Annotated in this window: 17 protein-coding genes and 5 tRNA genes; 14 read left to right on the plus strand and 8 right to left on the minus strand. The window is 41.3% G+C overall.

Annotated elements, in window-relative coordinates; all coding sequences use genetic code 11:
• Positions 1–27: 27 nt before the first annotated feature.
• Positions 28–1284 (minus strand): sensor domain-containing diguanylate cyclase, encoded by a 1257-nt coding sequence (locus B1202_RS03300; RefSeq protein ID WP_078189147.1) that lies wholly within the window; start codon positions 1282–1284, stop codon positions 28–30.
• Positions 1285–1435: 151 nt separating this feature from the next.
• Between B1202_RS03300 and pyrC the strand changes: the two genes are divergently transcribed.
• The 14 genes from pyrC to B1202_RS03365 all read left to right on the plus strand — a co-directional run bounded on the left by pyrC (position 1436) and on the right by B1202_RS03365 (position 12672).
• Complete coding sequence (gene pyrC, locus B1202_RS03305; RefSeq protein ID WP_078189148.1) at positions 1436–2470, plus strand: dihydroorotase; 1035 nt, start codon at positions 1436–1438, stop codon at positions 2468–2470.
• On the plus strand, positions 2455–3114 hold the full coding sequence (gene rnt, locus B1202_RS03310; protein ID WP_078189149.1) for a ribonuclease T: 660 nt from the start codon (positions 2455–2457) through the stop codon (positions 3112–3114). Before pyrC ends, rnt begins: the two co-directional genes overlap by 16 nt.
• Positions 3115–3134: 20 nt before the next feature.
• Positions 3135–3210, plus strand: a tRNA-Glu gene (locus tag B1202_RS03315).
• Positions 3211–3415: 205 nt separating this feature from the next.
• Positions 3416–5977 (plus strand): TonB-dependent receptor plug domain-containing protein, encoded by a 2562-nt coding sequence (locus B1202_RS03320; protein ID WP_078189150.1) that lies wholly within the window; start codon positions 3416–3418, stop codon positions 5975–5977.
• Between the two features lie 51 nt (positions 5978–6028).
• Entirely contained in the window at positions 6029–6865 is an 837-nt protein-coding gene (locus B1202_RS03325) for a hypothetical protein (protein WP_078189151.1), read from the plus strand.
• On the plus strand, positions 6862–7629 hold the full coding sequence (locus B1202_RS03330) for a hypothetical protein (RefSeq protein WP_078189152.1): 768 nt from the start codon (positions 6862–6864) through the stop codon (positions 7627–7629). The genes B1202_RS03325 and B1202_RS03330 overlap by 4 nt, the downstream gene beginning before the upstream one ends.
• A 65-nt stretch (positions 7630–7694) precedes the next feature.
• Complete coding sequence (locus B1202_RS16430) at positions 7695–7847, plus strand: hypothetical protein (RefSeq protein WP_168379378.1); 153 nt, start codon at positions 7695–7697, stop codon at positions 7845–7847.
• A gap of 128 nt (positions 7848–7975) precedes the next feature.
• Positions 7976–9406: an amino acid permease gene (locus B1202_RS03335; protein WP_078189153.1), complete on the plus strand. Its 1431-nt coding sequence runs from the start codon at positions 7976–7978 to the stop codon at positions 9404–9406.
• Positions 9407–9597: 191 nt separating this feature from the next.
• Positions 9598–9673 (plus strand) — tRNA-Glu (locus tag B1202_RS03340).
• Positions 9674–9796: 123 nt separating this feature from the next.
• On the plus strand, positions 9797–11215 hold the full coding sequence (locus tag B1202_RS03345; protein WP_078189154.1) for an amino acid permease: 1419 nt from the start codon (positions 9797–9799) through the stop codon (positions 11213–11215).
• A gap of 109 nt (positions 11216–11324) precedes the next feature.
• Positions 11325–12230, plus strand: coding sequence for an alpha/beta fold hydrolase (locus tag B1202_RS03350; RefSeq protein WP_078189155.1), 906 nt, complete (start codon positions 11325–11327; stop codon positions 12228–12230).
• 132 nt (positions 12231–12362) lie between these two features.
• Positions 12363–12438, plus strand: a tRNA-Glu gene (locus B1202_RS03355).
• 24 nt (positions 12439–12462) lie between these two features.
• Positions 12463–12538: transfer RNA gene (locus tag B1202_RS03360), tRNA-Glu, on the plus strand.
• Positions 12539–12596: 58 nt separating this feature from the next.
• Positions 12597–12672: transfer RNA gene (locus B1202_RS03365), tRNA-Glu, on the plus strand.
• 66 nt (positions 12673–12738) lie between these two features.
• Here the strand turns inward: B1202_RS03365 and B1202_RS03370 are convergent.
• The 7 genes from B1202_RS03370 to B1202_RS03400 form a co-directional block, all read right to left on the minus strand.
• Positions 12739–13338, minus strand: coding sequence for a YiiX family permuted papain-like enzyme (locus B1202_RS03370; RefSeq protein WP_143221561.1), 600 nt, complete (start codon positions 13336–13338; stop codon positions 12739–12741).
• A gap of 88 nt (positions 13339–13426) precedes the next feature.
• Positions 13427–14671, minus strand: a complete 1245-nt coding sequence (locus B1202_RS03375) for an NADH:flavin oxidoreductase/NADH oxidase family protein (protein ID WP_078189156.1) — start codon at positions 14669–14671, stop codon at positions 13427–13429.
• A gap of 112 nt (positions 14672–14783) precedes the next feature.
• The gene (locus B1202_RS03380) at positions 14784–16385 is read right to left on the minus strand and encodes an ABC transporter ATP-binding protein (RefSeq protein ID WP_078189157.1); all 1602 of its coding nucleotides are present in this window, start codon (positions 16383–16385) and stop codon (positions 14784–14786) included.
• The gene (locus B1202_RS03385; protein ID WP_078189158.1) at positions 16360–17373 is read right to left on the minus strand and encodes an ABC transporter permease; all 1014 of its coding nucleotides are present in this window, start codon (positions 17371–17373) and stop codon (positions 16360–16362) included. The genes B1202_RS03380 and B1202_RS03385 overlap by 26 nt, the downstream gene beginning before the upstream one ends.
• Entirely contained in the window at positions 17373–18440 is a 1068-nt protein-coding gene (locus B1202_RS03390; protein ID WP_078189159.1) for a microcin C ABC transporter permease YejB, read from the minus strand. The genes B1202_RS03385 and B1202_RS03390 overlap by 1 nt, the downstream gene beginning before the upstream one ends.
• A gap of 33 nt (positions 18441–18473) precedes the next feature.
• Complete coding sequence (locus B1202_RS03395; protein WP_416202500.1) at positions 18474–20276, minus strand: extracellular solute-binding protein; 1803 nt, start codon at positions 20274–20276, stop codon at positions 18474–18476.
• Between the two features lie 62 nt (positions 20277–20338).
• Complete coding sequence (locus tag B1202_RS03400; RefSeq protein WP_078189161.1) at positions 20339–23677, minus strand: LysM peptidoglycan-binding domain-containing protein; 3339 nt, start codon at positions 23675–23677, stop codon at positions 20339–20341.
• Positions 23678–23858 lie beyond the last annotated feature (181 nt).

A 23858-nucleotide genomic window follows, 5' to 3' on the forward strand; every position in this document is an offset into this window, starting at 1 on the left:
CAGAAAATTACACTGACAAATTAAACATTAAGCCACATGTGCTGAACGAATCGATTGATAGTAAATTTGATTCCGCCCGAGTTGTTTTGCACGATACAAAGCCTGATCAGCGATCGTCAATAATTCTTCCTTGGTCAGCATCTCCGCACGATATACGGTTATTCCCAAACTGATGGTGACATGGTTGGATACCAACGATTTTGCGTGTGGAATCTCTAAACGATCAATTGCTTTATAAATATTCGAGGCAACTGCATAAGCACCATGTGCATCGGTTTCTGGCAATAAAACCACAAACTCTTCACCACCATATCGCGCTACAAAATCCATATGTCGAATGGCATTTTTAATGGTTTTGGCAATGGTTGAAATTACATCATCGCCTTTTTGATGACCGTAGAAATCGTTATAGTTTTTAAAATGATCGACATCGATAAACAGCACAGCAAGCGAGGTGTTATTACGTCGAGATTGCTCATAAAAGGTATCGAGCATTTCGTCAAAAGTACGTCGGTTTGAAATCTTGGTTAATTCATCATGCTGACTTAAATGCAAAAGCTCAGTGGTATGAATCCGATGGATTTTTTCACTAATATCCGCGCGCAGCATATTCAAAAAAATCATCCGTTCACGCGCACAGAGCATCTTACTGATTGCAAAACCCAATACACAGCTTCCAATCAGCACACGCCCCAACACCATTACATCAAATTTCACTTCTAATGAAAAAAGCATCAACATGGTGACCACAGCAGCCAACAAGCCAGACATCAACATTTGGACTGGTTTCACCCCCGTCAAAATATAGCTCAAGATGTAAATCATACAAAGGATCATCATGGCCTGATGTTTAAGTGCTTCGGTATACACGGTCATGGTGAGCCAAGACATTGAAATAACTGCCCAAAACACCACAAACATACTGGCATGTGAAAAATAAGGCTTCAGACGCTCGTAACGGGCAAAGGCATATAAAGTCAAAAGACACAGCGCTCCATTGAGCTGTCCAAGCAAACAATGAATAAAATCATGCACAAAATGCTGTTGATCAATAATCCAGTAATCGCCGGGAATGATCAGCATGGTAAGCACAAAGTAAATCAACACCCCCATCCAGAAAAAATGACGTATGTTGGTTTGCGCACGATCAAGGTTTAAAGTCCAAAATTGTGTTTCCAGTTTTTTAGGAAACATTTCCCCTACACGACGAGTTTGCCGTGTAATCAGTTCCTCTATTTTTTCTTTATCGTATTGCAACTTTGCAAGGTTATACTTGTATTCCATTTCCAAGCATTTATCTAATTCTTTTAGTCATTTAAAAATACCACAGTTTTATTCTTTATTTATATCTGTTCAGTCATTTGTACAGAAATCTCGTTACCATTTTCACATTATTTGCATTATCATTTGTTTTATTTCCAAGCTTGGAATCGCTGTGAACACGATTACTCTTCTTCAGCCAGATGATTGGCATGCACATTTACGTGACGGTCTAGCCCTAAAGCGTACAGTTCCTGATTTAGCACAACAATTCTCTCGCGCGATTTGTATGCCAAACACCGTACCACCGGTAAAAACCGTTGAAGAAGCAAATGCATACCGTGAACGTATCATGGCACATGTGCCTGAAGGCGTTCACTTTGACCCGCGTATGGTGCTCTATTTCACAGATAATACCCCGGCGAGTGAAGTTAAAAAAATTAAAGAATCTGAGCATGTTAATGCCATCAAGCTCTATCCAGCAGGTGCAACTACGAACTCAGACAGTGGTGTCAGCGACATTAGTAAAGTCTATGGTGTGATTGAACAACTTGAAGAACATCAAGTGCCATTACTGTTACATGGTGAAGTGACACATAACCATGTCGATATTTTTGACCGTGAAAAACGTTTCCTTGATGAAGTGCTTTCTCCACTGTTAAAACAGTTCCCTAAATTAAAATTGGTGCTAGAACACATCACTACTAGTGAAGCTGCGCATTTTGTATTAGAACAAGACCGTAATGTCGCTGCGACAATCACACCGCAACATTTATTATTTAACCGTAATGACATGTTGGTGGGTGGCATTAAACCGCATTTCTATTGCTTACCGATTTTAAAACGCCAAACCCATCAGCAAACTTTGCTTGAAGTCGCGACCAGTGCAAACCCTAAATTTTTCTTAGGTACAGACAGTGCGCCGCACTCAAAAAATGCTAAAGAAAATGCATGTGGCTGTGCAGGATGTTATAGTGCACCAACAGCAATTGAGCTTTACGCTCAAGCATTTGATCAAGTCGGTAAAATCGACCGTTTAGAAGGTTTTGCAAGCCACTTTGGTGCAGACTTCTACGGACTCCCTCGAAATACCAATACCATTACTTTGGTAAATGAAGATCAAGTGATCCCTGAAAGTTTAGACTATTTGGATGGCGAAAAAATTATTCCGTTGTATGCGGGTAAGACCATCCAATGGAGAAAAGTGTGACAGATGAAACTCGACCAGTCATTGGTCAACGTTTCCGTGGATTCCTACCTGTTGTTGTCGATGTCGAAACAGCAGGTTTTAATTCACAGACCGATGCCTTACTGGAAATTGCAGCTATTCCTATTGTGTATGATGCAGAAGGTAATTTTGTACCAGGTGAAGCCCACCATGCACATATCAATCCGTTTGAAGGTGCCAACCTTGACCGTCGTTCGCTGGATTTTATTGGTGTAGATCCATTTAATCCAATGCGTATGGCCATGGCTGAAGATGAAAAATCAGCATTAAAACGTATCTTCAAAGCAGTAAATGAAGTACGTCGCCAACAGAACTGCACACACGCGGTTTTAGTTGGTCATAATGCCCATTTTGACTTAGGTTTTGTACAGGCAGCCATTGCACGTACTGGGACAAAAAATCAAAATCCTTTCCATAGTTTTTCCGTATTCGATACAGTGACTTTGAGCGCTGTAATGTTTGGACAAACTGTGCTGGCAAAATCATGTATTCAAGCAGGTATTGAGTTTGATGGTAAAGAAGCACACTCTGCGCTTTACGATACTCAGAAGACCGCTGAACTGTTCTGTTATATTTTGAACAAACTCGGCCCTCACCTACTTGACACTATGATGGCGGATCAATAAGATACCGCCATCTTCTAAACGTCCCTATCGTCTAGAGGCCTAGGACATCGCCCTTTCACGGCGGTAACCGGGGTTCGAATCCCCGTAGGGACGCCAATTCTTATTCAGACTTTCTCCAAGCTGATTATTCAAGTCTATTGAATACACATCACCGCCTCTACTGATTAGTTAGAATTTTCATTCATTGAAATTGCTGTGTATTAAAAAAACACCTATTGCAAATAATTCTCATTTCTATTGATTATTTTTGTAAAGTTAATGATAATCGCTATCGTTTTTATCTGCATAATTGTTGACAGCCATGCGCTTTGCCTATTCTCCCCTCAATATCGCAATTTTGACTGCTTTAGCATCACAAGCTTATGCCAATGAAATTGATTCAACTCAAGTTATTCAAAGTAATAACCTCAAAATGACGCCGATTGAAGTTGAAGTCAAAGCCAAGCAAGAAGTAGGTAAAACCGTCTACACCAAAGAAGATTTAGAAAAAACGCCGAATGGCAAAAAAAGTATCAGTGATTTTTTAAAAACTCACACCAACGTTCAGTTTGACCGTGAGGCTTATAGCAGTGGCAATCAAGCATCCCTCGCCCCAGAAAAAATCTCGATTAATGGCGCACCAAACTTTGCCAATAAATTTACGGTAAATGGCGTCAATACATCAAACACCTTTGACCCCGTTGGTGAAAGTGCAGATTCCAACTATTACGGCGCTCCAAGCAACTCTCAAACCGCCAACATTAATACAGACTTAATTTGTGAACTTGAAGTTATTGACAGTAATGCCAGCGCTGAACACGGCGACTTTCAGGGTGGTGTGATTGCGGCCAAAACTTGTGCGCCAAAATCTGAAATTGGAAAATTGCATGGCTCAATCAGCTATGACTACACCAATTCCGCTTGGTCCCGCTTTAATTATGTGGATGATGCTGAAGAAGCGGATTTTGAAGACCAAGATACCGATCACCACAAGGAATACACCACGCAAGGCATCAGCGCCAATGTCTACGGACGCTTAAATGAAGCCTGGGGATTTAACGCCTTTGGAGCGACACGCGGTTCGCGTATCCCAGTTATGAGTGGTTTGGGTGAAAATGATAAGATTAAAACCGAAGAAGTGAATAATAATGCCGGTTTCACGGCTTACTTTAATCCAAATGATCAGCAAGCGTATCAATTCGGTGTTGAGCACTATGAATACGACAAAGAAGGCTATTATAAAAATAAGATCAATTCTGACTACAGCATTGACACCATTACCGACACTTTATTTTTCAATGCTAAAAATAAGTTCAATGGTTTCCAGCTGGAACAAAACCTGAACTACCGCACGACTGAGCTTGACCGGCACTTAAAAAGCAACAGTTCAACCGTCTGGAACTATGCAGCGGGTTCAAAAGATTGGATACCAGGTTCAAAAGATGGCGATACTCTGACTGAAGGCGGTTTCGGCGGCAATATTATCAACCAACAATCGACCCTGTCTTATGACTTAAAAGCCATTTTCGATCCGGTTACATTTGCCAATACCACACACCGTTTTAAAGCGGGTACAGGCTATCAGCACAATGAAGGCTCATGGGAACGCCCTGACTCGATGTCTTTATACACCACACGTGCAAATTTAGGAACGGCATCTTGTGCGGTTGGCGATGCTCAATGTGATGAAGCAGATTTACAATACCGTGCAAGCTCAACCAAACCTTGGGAATCATGGACAGGTCAGTATTCTCGCTCAGGCACATTTTATAACGCAGGCAAATTCACAGCTCGCCAAGATCAGTGGCATGTGTTTGCTGAAGATGATATCAGTTGGGATAATTTCCGTGCGCGCCTAGGTTTACGTGCCGATTATGACTCTTTAGCCTCAAACCTCAATGTTGCACCACGTTCAACATTTGAATATCTGCCATTTTCAAATGAGTCACTTAAATTCACAGCGGGCTTTAACCGTTACTATGGCAATGTCTTCCTCATGACTGAGCTGGATGAAAAAGCCTATACCACATATGCAACTTTATCCCGTTCTGCAACTTATGACTCAAGTTGGGATGAAAGCAATAATTACGGCTGGGTTGCCACTTATCCTAGCTCACAAGCGGCCGCAGTTCGTGCAACGGATGTCAAAACACCGTATAGCGATGAAAAAGTGTTTGCGATAAGCAGCCAAATCAAAAATTTAGATTTAAATTTAAAATGGGTGAACCGCCAATTTGAAGACCGAATTGAAGAAACCCGTATTTACAAAACCACAGCAGCCGGCACGCAAGCATTAGACTACCGTACTTATGCCAATGTTGATGGCGGTCAAGCAGATACCTATACATTTACAATCAGCAACATTAACCCGTGGGACATTGGCCAGACACAGCACAAACTTGCGCTCGGCTTAAGCTATATTGAAAATGAAACCACCCGCGGCTCATATAAAGATATGGATACTGACTCGCGTAACGCCTATGTGTCTTTAAACGGTTCTATTATTCCTAAAAGCCAGCTTCCAGTGAAAGATGCGCCATTTACAGCGCGTTTAAACTGGGAAATGAAAGGGACAGCGCTGCCGTTTACCCTGCATAACTTCTTAAACTTCCGTTCTGCTTCAACAAACTACGTCGCAACGGGCGATAAAGTATCGTGGGATGGCTCAGATATTTCGGTCATGGAAGAAGAAGATTTTTCCAGCAAATTTACTTGGGATGCCCGCGCAACCTATGACTGGAAAATTACACCACAGCAAAGCATGACCTTCGGCTTAACGGTTTCAAATGTTTTAAATAAACAAAATAAGAACGTTAAAGATGATGGGACGCTTTATTCTGAAGAAGGACGTCGTTTTATTGCTGACGTGAGCTATAAATTTTAATCTTCCCTATCAAGAGCGCTATATGCGCTCTTTTTTTTATAGAATCATGTAATGAAAAAAATAATCTTACTCTTTGGCCTGTGCATTGTATCTCTCGGTATCTTCATCTACATTTTTAGACCCGAAGCCAGCCTACCGACAAATCCTTCAAATACTGTTGAGCACGATGCCAATCAGACAAATCAAACAACATTGAATGATGATCAAGAATCTTATATTCCCGAAACCAACGATCATGACTCTCAAATACAAGCGAAAAAACCAAAAAAATTGAGCGAAGAAGCAATACAGTATTACCGAACAGCAAGCAAATACGGTTGGGAGTCAATCGTTCGTGATTTTGAAAATGGAACCATCCTTAAAAACAAAATGCCTAAAGGGGAAAAAGAAAAACTTTGCGAAATTGCACTGAGTCAAAGCACTGCAGATCAAACCAAACGCTTATTTAAAGCAAATTGCAAACCACTCAATGGCCGTTCATCCTCTATGATTATTAATGGCGCATTAACCAATGCAGAAGGCAAAATAGATCAAAACGAAATCATTGAAAAATTAAAGCTCTATAAGTCGGAAAACGTTTTACAAACACACGTTACGTATAAATTTGGCCCGTATGAAGAAAAAAGCTCTTTGCAATCCAAAGCAATTGGTTGGGGGCTTGAAGAGGTTTCTGATTATTTGCTGAGTATCGGTGTCGATTACACAGGCGTGGATGGTAATTTAATTTTAGACAATATCAAAGGCCGTAACCCTTCTGTGAGTTTGGTTCAAAAACTACTGAATGCAGGAATCGAGCCCAATAGTAGCGTCTATAAGCAAATGGAACAGAATGACTTTTCCACCAAACATCCTAACGTTTACAATTTATTAAAAGCACACAAACCATGAAAAACATCGTTATTACCAGCTGCCTGCTAATGAGTATGCATTGCTTTGCAAATGCTCCATTACCACAAAATTTCTCTACCAATGCACCATCACTGAAAAACATTCACGACTTTAAAAAGATCAAAGGGATGACAAATGATGCATCTCGTTATTATAAATTTATAAGCATATATGGTTGGTCAGCCATAGTGCAGGAATTTGAAAATAAAAATATTCAAAGCAGTAAAATGAAAAATAAAGAAGTTAAAAAAATGTGTGACACAGCACATCTTATACTTCCACTTCAAGATATCAAGCGACTGATTGCTGCTGATTGCAAACCTAGCTCAAACGATGTCACTTTTAATACCATCAATAGGACTTTAAAAAATGGCGATGGTTCTATTAATGAACAAGAAATTATTGCCAAATTAGAATTTTATAATGCATTAGGATTATTAAAAACACATCAAACATACGGCCGTGGCTATCGTGCAGAAACATATAATTTACTCTATAAAGCTGCCGGTTTTGGTTTGCCTGATATTTTTGATTATCTACTTAATATTGGACTCACAGTTAAATATACCGATGGTAACTTACTGAATACACATTTTGATGGTCGCTCTCCACAACTCGCGTTAACCCAAAAAATTTTAAAACTGGGTGTCGAGCCAAATGCCTCAACCATCACAATCATGCAACAACGGAACTTTAAACAACACTACCCTGACATTTACCAAGTCATCCTGTCTAATCTAGAACAGAAAAACCGTAAACTTTAATTAATTACAGCCTGACTTGTTTTGTTTATACTTCGACTTGATCTAATTTGAAGTAAGAACATCCTATGTTTAAAAAGTTGCTCTTGGTTTTAGCCATCTTATTTCCATCTGCACTCTATCTGTATATTGTGAGCCGCGATGACAACAAAGCCCCTGTAGCAGAACAAACTCAAGTACCTGCAACTTCTGAAGCTGAGTATCAAACTCCTGACCATTAATCCAATGGTCAGTGCTAAAGATTTAAATTTTAGATCAGTATTATCACATTATAAGAAAAATTCGATTTATCAATAATTTCACTGCATTCAATCATAAAATATACCTTTCGTTCAATTTTCTTTTCACTATGCATTCTCCCTCTGAACCTTCGCAACACTCGTCTGCTGAAGGTAAAAGTCCATCGCTTAAACGTGCGATGACGACTCGACACCTTGTGATGCTCTCACTTGGTGGTGCAATTGGTACTGGTTTGTTTATGGGTTCAGGTGAAGTTATTTCACAAGCTGGGCCTTTGGGCGCTGTACTTGCCTATATTATTGGCGGTCTGATTGCCTACATGGTCATGCTCTGTTTGGGTGAGCTTGCCGTACATTTACCTGTTTCTGGCTCTTTTGGTGCTTTTGCGACAAATTATATTGGCCCGGGTACCGGCTATATGGTGTCTTGGATGTACTGGTTGGGCTGGTCTGCCACCTTAGGTACAGAATTTACTGCGGCGGCTATTTTGATGCAGGAATGGTTTCCACAAACCTCTATTTGGTTATGGACACTGATCTTTGCTGCTGGTGTACTGATTTCTAATCTAAGTTCTACACGCGCATTCGCAGAGTCAGAATTTTGGTTATCAATGGTGAAAGTTGCAACAGTGTTGATTTTCATCATCCTTGGTTTTGCCTGCATCTTTGGTTTCGTGCCTTTCCAAGGCTATGAATCAGCTCCAATGTTCCACAATCTGACTGAACATGGTTGGCTGCCAAATGGTTTGTTCCCACTGTTTGCCACGCTATTGATCGTGAACTTTGCCTTTAATGGTACGGAGATGATTGGTATCGCTGCAGGTGAAACTGAAAACCCTGAAAAAAATGTGCCTAAAGCCATTCATGCTGCGGTATGGCGCTTAATCATTTTCTTTGTCGGCACTATTATCGTTATCAGTTCCCTGTTGACCTATACCGATGCAGGTTTAAATGTCGGTGGACATGGCGGCTTAAGTAGCAGTCCATTCGTATCCGTATTTAACCTGATGGGTATTCCCTATGCAGAAGACTTAATTCGTTTCGTCATTATTACGGCTTTACTGTCTACAGCTAACTCTGGTTTATATGCTGCATCACGTATGATGTGGGCGCTGTCCGCACAAAAACAATTACCACGTGCTTTCGGCAAATTAAGCAAAACTGGTGTGCCTTATATTGCTGTATTGGTCACTATGATCGGTGGTTTACCGGGTCTATTGTCAGAACAATTTGGCGCAGATGTCATCTTCAAGAACTTGATGGGGATTGCCGCTTTCACCATGGTGATCGTCTGGATGAGTATTTGTTGGAGTCAATTTAACTTCCGTCGCCAATGGCTGAAACAAGGTCATAGCGTGTCAGAACTTAAATTCCGTACACCATGGTTCCCACTGGTTCCAATCCTTGGCTTTGTCTGCTGTACCGCAACAGGTTTAAGTATGGCTGCAGATCCTGAAATGCTTTCAGGCTTTATTGGCTGCCTGATCTTTATGGCGGCATGTTATGCAGGTTATTATTGGTTATATCATAATCAAGATTAAGCTGATTTAATGATTAATCTTTAAAGCGAATCCAAAGCCATTGGGTTCGCTTTTTTATTTTCACAGCTTTTCTTTTTTATAATTTATTAATCGTTGATTTTTATGTATAAATAACAGACAAATGAGCTGAAATTTAAATTTTTTCTTTGACTCACATCATGTTTATTCATACTATGACAGCACCTCAAAACGTCCCTATCGTCTAGAGGCCTAGGACATCGCCCTTTCACGGCGGTAACCGGGGTTCGAATCCCCGTAGGGACGCCAATTCTTCTGTCAGTTCTGACAAACTTAAAGTTTATTTATCTATAATTTATATTAATTGATTGCATCATCATTGCATTCTTCTCTACAATTACTCGCTTCATTATTTGATTCTCCTTTTTCTCTATGCAGTCATCTCATTCTCCGAATGATGCTTCGCATCAGGGCAATTCTGCGCCGTTAAAACGCGCTATGAGTACTCGACATCTGGTGATGATTTCGCTTGGCGGCGCAATCGGTACTGGTTTATTTCTTGGTTCGGGTGAAGTCATTGCACAAACGGGGCCTGTAGGTGCCATTATTTCGTATTTTTTAGGCGGTATTATCGCCTATATGGTGATGCTTTGCTTAGGCGAGCTCGCTGTACATATGCCTGAATCTGGTTCATTTGGCGCTTATGCTAAACGCTATATCGGACCGGGTACGGGTTATACCATCACTTGGCTGTATTGGCTGACATGGTCAGTAACGCTAGGAACTGAATTTACCGCTGCTGCACTTTTAATGCAGGAATGGTTCCCAGACAGCTCTATGTGGATGTGGACCTTAATCTTTGGTGCTTTTGTATTCTGCTTGAATATGATTTCAACCAAATGGTTTGCTGAATCTGAATTTTGGCTAGCCTTAGTCAAAGTGATTACCGTTGTAGCCTTTATTATTTTAGGTCTATTGGCCATTTTTGGTGTTTTAGGCTATCGAGGCTATGAAGCTGCACCACTGTTTAGCAACCTCACTGCACAAGGTTGGTTCCCTGAAGGCTTATTCCCAATCTTCGCTACAATGTTGATTGTTAACTTTGCATTCTCAGGTACTGAACTGATTGGTGTTGCTGCGGGTGAAACCAAAGATCCAGCGAAAAATGTACCTAAAGCCATTAACACGGCGATTTTCCGCTTGTTGATTTTCTTTGTAGGTACCATTGTTGTTATTACTGCATTATTGCCCCATCAAGAAGCTGGCTTATCTGCCGAAGGTGTAAGTAGTTCACCTTTCGTAACGGTATTCCAGCACATTGGTATTCCTTATGCAGAAGACATCATCCGCTTTGTGATTATCACAGCCCTACTTTCTGCTGCAAACTCAGGTTTATTTGCTGCATCTCGAATGATGTGGTCATTGTCCTATAGTAAGCAATTACCTGCGGTGTTCTCTAAAGTGAACTCACGTGGTATTCCTTATGTTGCGGTGATTGTGACCATGATCGGTGGTATGCCAGGCTTACTTTCTGAGCAATTTGCACCAGAAACCATCTTCAAAAACTTGTTAGGTGTTGCGGCATTTACCATGGTGGTGGTGTGGATGAGTATTTGTTTAAGCCAATTCAACTTCCGCCGTCAGTGGTATAAAGAAGGCAAAACTGCAAAAGATTTAGCTTTTGCTGCACCACTCTTCCCAATCGTGCCGATACTCGGTTTTGTATTCTGTCTGATTACCTGTATTAGTATGGTATTTGACCCAGAAATGTTAACTGGCTTTATCTGCTGTATGATCTTCATTGTGGCGTGTTATATCAGCTACTACACCTTGTATCACAACAAAGATTGATCTGTGTTGTCATGCCAAACACGATAAAAGAGTAACTTCGGTTGCTCTTTTTTTATGGCTATATTTTAATAAAAGTAGAATAAAAACTGGTCCGTCGATGAGGTGCAATATGCAGATCATCTTTATCCATGGCATGAATCAACAGCAACAAACTGCACGTTCACTCGAACAGCATTGGCTTGCACTGTTGTCTCAAGGCTTAAAGCAAAGCCATCAAGAGACTTTTTTATCGTATATACAGCACCATATGCGCATGCCTTTTTATGGGGACTTACTCACGCGTTATCATTTGCAGAATATGCTTCAAGCCAGCACCTTGACGCCTCAAACGTGGCCACATTTTCCGTTTATCCATCGCACTGAACACCCTGAAAAATCACCTAAAGTGCTTGAGCATCACGCAGTACAAAACAATCTACCTGACATCACCCTCAATGATGCCATGGGATTGAGCCAGTCATTCAAATCGATCACCGCACTCGGCAAAGATCTTGCGCTACGCGATTTTGCAGTTTTAATGAATTATTTTCCAAAATTACATGCCACACTTTTGCATAAATTTTTGGTCGAAACTTATCTCTATTTATCCAATCCACACTTTATTCAAGCAGTTCACACCCGTCTGCATGAGCAATTACATCAAACGAAACCTACCCTGTTGATTGCACATTCATTAGGTAGCGTGATTGCGTATCATTTTTTACTGTTACATCCTGAACTCAATATACAGCGCTTTATCACCTTGGGCTCACCTTTGGCTTTTCGCGTCATCCAAGCCCACTTACCTCAGCCTTTACAGCGGCCTGATGCAATTTCAGGCGATTGGTTAAACTTTTATTCACATGATGATTTTCTCAGCGCTTTTCCGCTGAGTCATGCACCATTTGATTTTCAACCCGCCATTATTAACCAGCAAATTCAGACATCGATTGAACACCCACACGATATTGCAGGATATTTAACACATCCAGAAGTTATTGCTACAATCTTACAAGTGTTGAAAAAATCGACATAAATAATGTATTTTTCAAACATTTTTAGCAAATTGTTTTAATTTTATGCACTCAACATCAAAAACTGAATTTATTTATAGAAAAGCGTTTGACACCCCCCGATTTTCACCCTAATATACGCCCACCTCTGAAACGTCCCTATCGTCTAGAGGCCTAGGACATCGCCCTTTCACGGCGGTAACCGGGGTTCGAATCCCCGTAGGGACGCCAATTTTCAGAAGTACATTTTATTAAGTCCCTATCGTCTAGAGGCCTAGGACATCGCCCTTTCACGGCGGTAACCGGGGTTCGAATCCCCGTAGGGACGCCATTATTTAGTCTAAAAACTTAGACTGAAATAAACGGTTTTAAAATTTACTTTCTGTACTGTCCCTATCGTCTAGAGGCCTAGGACATCGCCCTTTCACGGCGGTAACCGGGGTTCGAATCCCCGTAGGGACGCCATATTCGAGTTGGTTTTAACCACTCATTAAAAAGCTCAAGCATTGTGACTTGGGCTTTTTTATTGCCTTAATTTCTAAATATTTCTTTTAAAAGTTTTGAATCATAAATGGCCTTAGGGGCAATCACTTGCTCATCTAGCGGAATTTTTTGACCATAGCGCTGCCGCATTAGACGCTGTACTTCATTTTGTTTTAAATCAAATTGTTTCAGTTGTTGTAATGGAGAAAGTTCGATTCCTAAAGCATGCTGATAAGCTTTCCAAACAATTTCCGAACAGTAAATTGCACGATCATCCCATTCAAAATAAATATCATAGGGTTTGCCCAAGTACTTTTCTGCATTTTGTACCAGCTTCGTTTTCTGCGTCACATTTAAGGGTTGTTTGAGCCTTTTCACCACATAGTGAGCATTTTCCCCACGTGCGATCCATTGATTTAAAGCGGTATATTGCACAGGTTGAATGGCTTCAAGCACCCACGTTTGGTTATTTTTATTTACGATCATGCCCATATGACTATAGGGCGAATGTGTGGCCTTTTGAATGCTTAAACTTTGCTGTGACTTTGAGATATGAAAAATAATATCTCCTGTCTGAAATGTAGACTGAGCATAGAGGGCAGAACTGAGCCCCGAAAGAATGACCGTTAATATTAAAATTTTAGACATTTTTATTGTAAGTAATATTGATATGAATGAAGGCAACCATAACATGGATGTACGCTGATTGCCCTCATTCTCGTCACTCAAAGTGCCACTAAGCCGACTTACGTGAATTGACTTGCCCTTTAATGACCGCGGTTAAATTTCCTTTGAGATATTTAAAAAACACTTTTAACGGCGAAAGTTTAGGATTTGGCTGTTTACCCTCACCAATCGATTTAAACTGAGCGGCATACCAAATAATTTCCATAATCGCCATTTTATCTATCATCGGTATGCCAGTTTTAATTTTGTCCACACCATAACGAACATCCTGACCCGCCAATAAACGATCAGCCAAATCGACTTCAACAGCAAATGGACGTGCAATACCAATAAAATCACAAGCTCCACTGTCTAGTGCAGCATTCATGCCTTGCACGGTTCTAAACCCACCAGTAACCATCAACGCACACTTTACCTCTTTACGGATATTATCAGCAAAATCGAGGAAATAAGCTTCACGAGCAATGGTACTGGCTTTACGTTTTTCTTCTTTAGCACCCGCCATCGCTGGCGCTTCATAGGAACCGCCCGAGATTTCAATCATATCAATCCCTGCGGCATCGATTGCCTTAAAGACCTCAATCACATCTGTTTCGCTAATTCCGCCCCGTTGGAAATCAGCAGAATTCAGTTTGACCGAAATGATAAAATCATCTGTCGTCGCGGCACGAACTGCCTTATAGATTTCAAGCAAAAAGCGCATGCGATTTTCATTTGAGCCGCCCCACTGATCTTGACGTTTATTGGTCAGTGGCGACAAGAACTGACTAATTAAATAACCATGCGCACCATGCAATTGCACGCCTTCGAAGCCTGCCTTTTCACAAATGTGTGCGGCACGTGCAAAACGCTGAATGATATCTAAAATTTCATCTTCACGAAGTTCGCGCGGTGTTCCAAAAGTTGTAGCTAACATCGGACTAAATGGCACAGCAGACGGTGCAACCGTTTCTTTATTTAAACCTTTAGGACATTGACGACCCGGATGTGAAAGTTGAACCAATTGCACCATGCCGTGCTTTTTCCCTAGCTCAGCCCACTGTGTTAATTGCGCTAAATCTCGCTCAGTTTCAGCGACAACTACCCCCGGCTCATTTTTAGCACGGAAATCCACCATGACATTACCCGTAATGGCACAGCCTAAACCACCCTTCGCCCAAGCTTCATATAACCCAAAATGTAGGTGATTGGGTTGGCCTGCGGTATTGGCCAATGCTTCACTCATTGCACCTTTGATGATGCGATTTTTAAACGTGGTATTACGAATTTTAAAGCTTTCAGCTAAATGGCTCATGGCAATGTCCAAAATGAAATAACAAGTCCTGAGTATTTACTCTAATTATTATTTTCTAAAGGTCAAGGATATTTTGACAATGACACTTGTCAAAATATCCATAAGTTTGATTTTAGTATTGGCTGGCTTCAATTAATTTACGGGTATAGTCCGTTTTTGGTCGCACAAATAGATCTGCGGTGTCTTGAAATTCCATGACTTTGGCATGGCGCAGTACCAACACTTTTTGACACAAGGCTTTGACCACGTGTAAATCGTGACTGATAAATAAATAACTCATATTAAATTCTTGCTGCAAGCGCCGTAGTAGCTTCACGATGGCTTTTTGTGTCGTCCGATCAAGTGCTGATGTGGGTTCATCAAGTATCAGCAATTTAGGGCGTAATACCAACGCACGTGCTAAGGCGACTCTCTGCCGTTGCCCACCCGATAACTCATGTGGATAACGCTGCTTAAATGAGCTGGCTAATTCGACTTTCTGCAATGCTTCATCTATACGCTGTGCAATTTCATTTGCAGATAAATGCTGTAAGGCCAGACCTTCCCCAATGGTTTGCTCTACATTTAGCCGCGGATTTAAACTACTGAATGGATCTTGAAAGACGATTTGAAATTCACGACGTAAAGGTCTGAGCTGTTTTTCTGAAAGTTGATTGATGGCGTGTTGATTTAACATAATTTCGCCATCACTTTCTATGAGCCGAGCAATAGCCAGTGCTAAAGAGCTTTTCCCTGAACCACTCTCTCCAACAATACCGATCGACTCACCTTCAGCTACTGTTAAATCCAAAGCTTCTACCGCAACGACATAATTTTTGATGCGGTTCAATAAGCCTTGTTTGACTGGGAACTTCACTCCTAACTGGCGTAATTCTATAAGTGTCTGCGTTTGCGAAACATCTATTGCTACACCAAAATCATGGTCTAATAAATTTTTGGTATACGCCTGCTTCGGTTGCTCAAAAATTTCCTGAACATTACCTTGCTCCACCACTTGCCCACGATTCATCACAATCACATGTTCTGCATAGCGCTTGACCAAATTCAGGTCATGGCTAATTAATATCATCGCCATATTACGCTGCTGTTGTAGCGACTTTAATAAATTCAAGATTTGCGCTTGCAAGGTGACATCTAAAGCCGTGGTTGGCTCATCAGCGATTAAAATATCAGGATCTAAGGCCAATGCCATGGCAATCATGACACGTTGACGCTGCCCGCCTGATAACTCATGTGGATAGCGCCTTAACTTATCTTCAGCATCAGGAATTCCGACATCATTTAATAATTCTATAACCCGCTGCCGAGTTTTTGCCTTAGACCATCCCTGTAACAACAGTGACTCACCAACTATCTTTTCAACCCGATGTAAGGGATTTAAGGCCGTCATCGGCTCTTGAAAAATCATGGCAATTTTCTGTCCACGAATATGTCGGTGCTGTTCAGGACTCAGTCCAAGAATATTCTGTCCATTCAGGCTGACGCTGCCTGTGACCTGTAAATCACTCGACAACAAACCGAGTATAGCTAGGCTGCTAATCGATTTACCTGAACCGCTTTCTCCAACAATGGCTATCGTTTCACCTGCATGCAATTTAAAATTTAGGTCTTCAACCAAGACCTGTGCTGCATGTGAAATATGTAAATGTTCCACCGCTAACACGATGGGAGGTACATTAACTTGATGATTATTGACGTCTAGGATCGAATGCATCACGTGTCGCTTCCCCAATGTAAATCAATAAAGACAGCACGATCGCTAAGGTAAAAAACCCCGATAAGGCTAGCCATGGTGCATTCAGATTGTTTTTCCCTTGAAGTAATAACTCACCTAATGACGCTGCATCAGGCGGTAAGCCATAACCTAAGAAATCCAAGGCTGTCAGTGCAGTAATATTTGCCGTAAGCATGAAAGGTAGCTGTGACAGACTGGAACTCATCGCATTTGGTAAGATATGCCGAAACATAATAGTGCTATCTGTAACGCCAAGACTCCGTGCAGCACAGACATAATCAAAATTACGAGCCCTTAAAAACTCTGCACGAACCAAGCCGACCAAAGTAGGCCAGCCAAACAACAACATAATAGCAAAGAGCCAATACACACTCGGTGTAAACATACTGACCAAAATCATCACCATGAATAGCATCGGTAGTCCGCCCCAGACTTCTAAAATCCGTTGACCGATCAGATCTACCCAGCCACCATAGTAACCCTGTATCGCCCCAGCCATGATGCCCAATATGGCTGAAGCAAACGTTAATGCAAAACCAAACAAGAGCGACACACGTAATCCATATAAAATACGTGCGAGCACATCACGCCCTTGGTCATCGGTACCAAGCCAATTTTGTGCAGTTGGGGCAGATGGCACGGGCACAGCCAGTTCTAAATTCGGTGTTTGATAGGAAAATTTAATCAGTGGCCATACAGCCCAACCTTTATCGTCAATCAGTTGCTGCACCACAGGATCTTTATAATCAGCCTCAGTTTCAAATACCCCACCGAATGCGGTCTCTGGATAGCTTTTTAGTACGGGTACATATAAAGAATCATCGTATTTGACCAAGAGCGGCTTATCATTGGCAATGAATTCGACAGCTAGTGACAATATAAAAATCAAGGCAAAACTGATAAAGCATGTAAAGCCTAATTTATTTTCTTTAAACCGTTGAAATCGCGCTTGCATGATCGGAGACATTATTTTGCCCCCTGTGAATCAAAATTAATTCGTGGATCAATCATTTGATACATAACATCACTGATTAATCTTAAGATCAGCCCCATCAAGGTAAAAATAAACAAGGTGCCAAAAATCACTGGATAATCGCGCTGTACAATGGCTTCAAATCCTAACAACCCCAGACCATCTAGATTGAAAATAATTTCAATAAATAGATTTCCCACAAAGAAAATGCCAATCAAGGCTTCTGGCAGACCAGCAATGACAATGAGCATTGCATTACGAAATACATGTCCATATAGCACACGTGATTCGGTCAAACCTTTAGAACGAGCCGCAAGAACATATTGTTTATTCAGTTCTTCCATAAAGGAGTATTTGGTCAGATAAGTTAAGCCTGCAAAACCACCAATCAACATGGCAAACAAAGGCAACGCCATATGCCAAAAATAATCTGCAATTTTGCCAAATACACTTAAATCAGCAAAATTCTCTGAAACTAAACCTTGCAGAGGAAACCACTGAAAATATGAACCACCTGCAAAAAAAACAATGAGTAAAATGGCAAAGGCAAAAGCAGGAATGGCGTAGCCTATAGCCAATAAAATAGACGTACTTTTATCAAATAACAGACCATGTTGACGGGCTTTTTTAATGCCTAAAGGAATAGACACCATATAGATCAGCAAGGTACTCCATAAACCAAGGGATAAGGATACAGGCAGCTTTTCCCAAAGTAGCTGGGTCACAGGCTTATCTTTAAAAAAACTGGTACCAAAATCTAGCGTCATATAGCCCTTTAACATGAGCCAAAAACGTTCGAACAATGGCTTATCGAAACCATATTGCGCTTCGATTTTTGCCACCATTTCTTCACTGAGGCCTTTAGCACCTTGGTATTTACTGCCTGTCGTCGCAGTTTCACCACCGCCGGTATTGCCCATGCCTTGAAAGGACTCAGCTTGCTGTATGGCTTGTTCAACAGGTCCTCCTGGTGCAATCTGAATCACGACTAAGTTAATCAGTAAAATGAAAAACAATGTTGGAATAATCAGGAGCAATCTTTTTAAAATATATGTGCCCATGTTGCTTTAACATTCCTTATCATTCAGGTGTATTTATTGCTGCCGTAGATATTGTGTTATTTGCTTGGCTTGAGCTGCATCACTCCACCAATAGTCAATCCCTACAGAAAGTTTAGGTTTGACATAAGGTTGCTTATACATATGCCAATAGGCAAACCAGTTTTCACTTTGCCCAAACATTGGGATTTGATAATAACCCGCTCTAAGCAGGCGGTCTAAAACACGCGTACGAACAATCAATTCCTCCCGATTTGGAGCATTGATCACCTGTTGAATAAGCTTATCAATCACAGGATTTTTAATCCCAGCATAATTATAATTACCCACTTGATCGGCTGCTTGACTGCCCCAAAGTTGAGCTTGCTCACCCGCTGGAGTGAGCGATTGAGGCATTTCATCCACGATCATATCAAAGTCAATATTTCGCATACGCTCGGTGTATTGCGGTCCATCGACTTGTCGTAATAACACCTGAATACCTAAACGTTTCAAATTTCGTATAAATGGCATTAAGGTTCGCTGCAAATCTTGTTGCTGAATCAAGATTTCGAATTTCACAGGCTGAGATTTTGCATCCACCAATCTGCCGTCTTGATAACGATAACCCGCATTCAATAACAGTTGACGTGCATGCAGAAGGTTTTTTCGATTAATTCCACTGCCATCAGAAACGGGATATTGCCAATTGGATAAAACCCCCTGTCGTTGAATAGGATCAAGTTGCGATAACATCGGTTTTAAAATATCCAACTCTTGGATAGAGGGTTTCCCCTTCGCTTCTAGCACACTATTACTAAAATAACTCTGTAAACGCTGATACTGCCCATAAAACAACGCTCTATTTTGCCATTCAAAATCATAAGCATAGGTTAAAGCTTGTCGAAAGCGAATATCCCTAAATGGCGCACGGCGGGTATTAAATACGAGACTTTTTGTGGGAATCGGTCTTTCATGTTTAAAGCGATATTTGACAATTTTACCGTCTTTAAAAGCAGGAAAATTGTACGCTCCCACCCAATTACGTGCAGTCTTTTCCTCATATAACGTAAATTGACCCGCTTTAAAGCCTTCGAAGGCAATGTCTGGACTGCGGTAATATACATATTTCAGATGGTTAAAATTATATCGACCACAATTAACGGCTAAGTTCTGCCCCCAATAGTTAGGATTACGCTTATAGCGAATACTCCTACCTGCATCGATCTTCTCAATCGTGTAAGGGCCAGAGCCTAAGATGGGCTGCAATGTAATTTGAGTAAAATCTTTTTTTGCCCAATCTTTTTGGGAATAAATCGGCATTTGCGCCAAAATCATGGGCATATCAGTATTATGTCCAGATTTAAAACTCATCTTCACCTGATATTTAGATAAAACATCTGTTTTGTCCAAATCTGCTAAGTACATTTGTAGACCGGGATTTGATTTAGTTTGGAATGTATCAAAACTAAACTTCACATCATCTGCTGTTAAGGCACTCCCATCACTAAATCGTGCTTTGGAGTTTAAATGAAAAATAACAAAATTAGTTTTTTCCGGGTCAAATGTCACTTTTTCGGCAAGTAACGGATACATCACGCCCGGTTCATCTAAAGATGAACTCATCAAACTATCAAATAGATAATTGATACCTTCAACAGAACGCCCTTTTCCATTCATGCTGTTTAAATTATCAAAACTCCCAATACTCGAAGTCGTGATATATCCCCCCTTATTGGCAAGAGGATTGGCATAGGGCATTGCCTGTAATTGATGATATTGAGGGCTACTATGTATGGCAAGAAAAGGCGTGGTCTGCAAAGCAGCCCACGCCCCTGTTGAAAGTATGCTCACAGTCATACCAAACACGTAACGCGAAGTTGAAGCAGAATACATTCAACTTAACTCCTTTATGTTTGGACTCAGTTCGGTACTTTAATCACTTCACCAATACGTAACTGAGCAGACGGTTGCATATCATTCATTTCAGCGAGTTTTGATGTATCTAGTCCATAACGACTTGCTAAACCAATCAACGTATCGCCGCGTTTAATACGGTATTCACTAATGGTTTTAGGAACTTGTAAATTTTGACCAACACGAAGCCCAGCACGCGGGTTCAAGTTATTTAACTCAGCCAATGCTGCCACAGTTAAGCCTGTCCGACTAGCAATCGAATTTAAAGACTCGCCTGATTTCACAGTATAGCTTTCAGTATTTGTTGGTTTCACATTGCTCGTAGAGGATTTAGCTTCCGTTTTTTTGGTTTCAGTTGCTTTACTAGCTACATCAGCAGGTAGTTCACCATCTACTTTTAAACGCTGCCCTACACGAATCGCACTATTGGTATTTAGGCCATTTAATTCAGCTAAATAACGCAATTGAAGATGATATTTCTTCGCAATCACACCCAGCGTTTCACCTGATTTCACCACATGAATATCGGTCGCTTCAACAGAATTCGTTCGTGTATTGGTTTTGCTTTCAGTTTTGGCCGGCTCAACTTTAGTTTCTACTTTAACCGGTGCGACATCACCTGTTAATTTTAATTTCTGCCCAACACGTAGACCTGAACTCCGCTCTATGCCATTTAAATTTGCGACATAGTCCATGCCTAAATCATAGCGGCTAGCAATGCCTGTCAGTGTATCGCCAGACTGCACCACATAACTATCCGGAACAGTTGAACTTGCAGGTACTTTAATGCTTTGCCCCGCCATCAGCCCACTATTTGCCGACATGTCATTTAGACTCGCCAATTCAGACAAACTTATTTTTGACTGCGTCGCAATGCTGTAAAGCGTATCACCACGCTGCACTTTATAGCTTTCAACTTTATAAGCAGGATCAACTTTGACATTTTCAATGCGATTCACCACTTTGCTGTCGAGCTTTTCAACTTTGCTCTCAACCCCAGCTACAGCTTGTAATGGCACATTAATTTTTTGCCCCACCATCAAACTACTGCCAGCCGTTAAGCCCGTTGTTAAATCTGCCAACTCTTGATTTGACAGCGCATAACGATCTGCAATAAGTTTTAGATATTCACCACGTTTTACCGTGTAGGCTTTGGTTTGAACTTTTGCAGATTTTTCGACAACTTGAGCTGCTTTCTTGTCCGCTTCCAATTTTGCTTTAGATGCAGACGTTTCTTTTAAGGATAATTTCTGCCCAACATATAAACCACTCGTGGTGGTTAAACCATTGTAGTCTGCGAGTTGTTTCGTACTTAAACCAAATTGGCTCGCCACTGCTGTAAGACTGTCATTTGCTTTGACCACATAGCTATCTGCGATAGGCTTGGCTTTCGATTCTTCATTATTTTGGACAATCGGTTTCGCATCATATAAATAGATGGTCGTACCGACATACAAGGTCGAATCTGGAGAAATTTGGTTCCAAGCTGCAATATCACGCCAATTCACGCCATTTTTCATCGCGATCAATGCTAATGTGTCGCCCGCCAAAACTGTATAAGTACTGCGTTTACCTTTAGGTGGTACAACGACAATTTCAGAATCTGTACGAATGACATTTTTACCTTGGTTGCGTTTGGCTTCTTCGGAATCTGCACCTGTATTTTCAGCCACGCTTTTCGGGTAAGAGAAACCTTTAGTCAGTTCTTTACCTTGTTGATCTGCAATCGACTGACTGGTCTGAATCGCAGTCAACTTAATCTTGCCATCATAAGGATCGACAATTTCAGTGCCTTTCGGCGCAATAGCTTTAATTTCCTGAACGACTTCTTCTTGCTCTGCTTTGGTCGCTACTGGTTTTAATACCTCATCGACTGTTTTGGTCTCACCTTCAGCTTTAATTGCCGCCATAATTTGCTCACGCTCATTTGCGCTGAGTGGTGGCTCGACAGACACGGCTTTCACAGGCGTCGAAGGTGTTACAGCGACTGGAATACGCGGCGCACTTGGAATATCACTATTCGATGCAAAAGCAGCCAAAGCAGATGATCCTATTGGCGTTTTGCCTTTCGTTCCTGATGGAATACTTGGCGTTACCGTTGCAGCGACTACAGGTGGTTTGGCAGAAGCTGTCACTGTCGGCTGTGTGGTCAGCGTAGGCGGCGTCACTTTTGCAGGCTGAATAGTTTTACTATTTAATTCCGGCGGAGTAACACGTGACGGTGTTATTTCAACATTATTTTTTGGTAGGTTATAAGTTGAATTACTTGCCCAATAACCTGATGAACCACCTGATTGTAATTTTTTCAAACGTGCATCGACTGATGGACTCACATCCGCAGGAATTAAAATCCGCATTGGGCTGCTACTATCAATCACATCGCCACGATGTCCAGGGTTTAGTGCATAAAGTTCTGCACGACTTAAACCAGTAATAGATGCAATTTCATTTAAATTTGCAGGCCCTACAGCCACTTCACGAAAGTGTGGACGGTTAGCAATTGGCGGTAAACTTACGCCATAAGCACTTGGATTTTTAATAATTTGAGCAACAGCCAAGAAACGTGGGACATAGTTCATAGTTTCTTGTGGCAGTTTTAACGACCAATAATCGGTTGGCAAACCTGCTGCACGGTTACGGTTAATCGCCTGTTGAATACGGCCCGGCCCTGCATTATATGAAGCCAAAGCCAATTCCCACGAACCAAACTGGTTATGTAGCGCACCTAAAAACTCATAAGCTGCACGGGTAGACTCTACAACGTCACGACGACCATCATACATTGAGGTTTGTTTTAAGCCGTAAATACGTCCAGTACTTGGAATAAACTGCCATAAACCCGCTGCGGCAGCACTTGAAGTTGCTGCTGGGTCATAAGAACTTTCAATCACTGGCAATAATGCCAATTCGGTCGGCAAACCACGACGTTCTGCTTCTTTAACCGTGTGATATAAATAACGGGATGCACGCGCACTTAAACGGTCAATATACGGCTGACGTGAAATAAACCAACCACGCTGTGCTTCAATTCGCGTATCCCAGTGGTTCAAATCCATTTTGAATCCAACGGTCATACGCTTCCAAACATCACCGTGCTTCAGTACTAAAAGGCGGTCGCCTTCTACGGCACGCATGTCTGTTGCAGAAAGTAAATCTTCGAGTGAATCTAAACTATTGGCATCGAGAAAGTTTGAGCCGACTTGTTTACTTGCTGAGTTCTGCTTAGTCGTTTGCGATGAAGAACAGCCCGTCAGACCAAGAGCTGCGAGTGCAGAACCCAAGACTGTAAATTTAAAAATTTGTGGTAACGTAGGCTGCCAGACAGTCGCAGTTGATTTATACATAAAAAAATCCAGACAACTCATATAAAATTTATTTTTTAGATATGCCATTGTAGTGAAGCAGGACACAGACACAAGGCGTTAATTTAACGCTATTTCAGTATAAATGTTACAAGAAATTAAAAAAATCGCCAGAAATGGATTTCTCCCCGTCATTTGCGTTATACAATATACGGTTCTGAAT

It is taken from the genome of Acinetobacter amyesii, from assembly GCF_002018365.1.
Lineage (GTDB): Bacteria > Pseudomonadota > Gammaproteobacteria > Pseudomonadales > Moraxellaceae > Acinetobacter > Acinetobacter amyesii.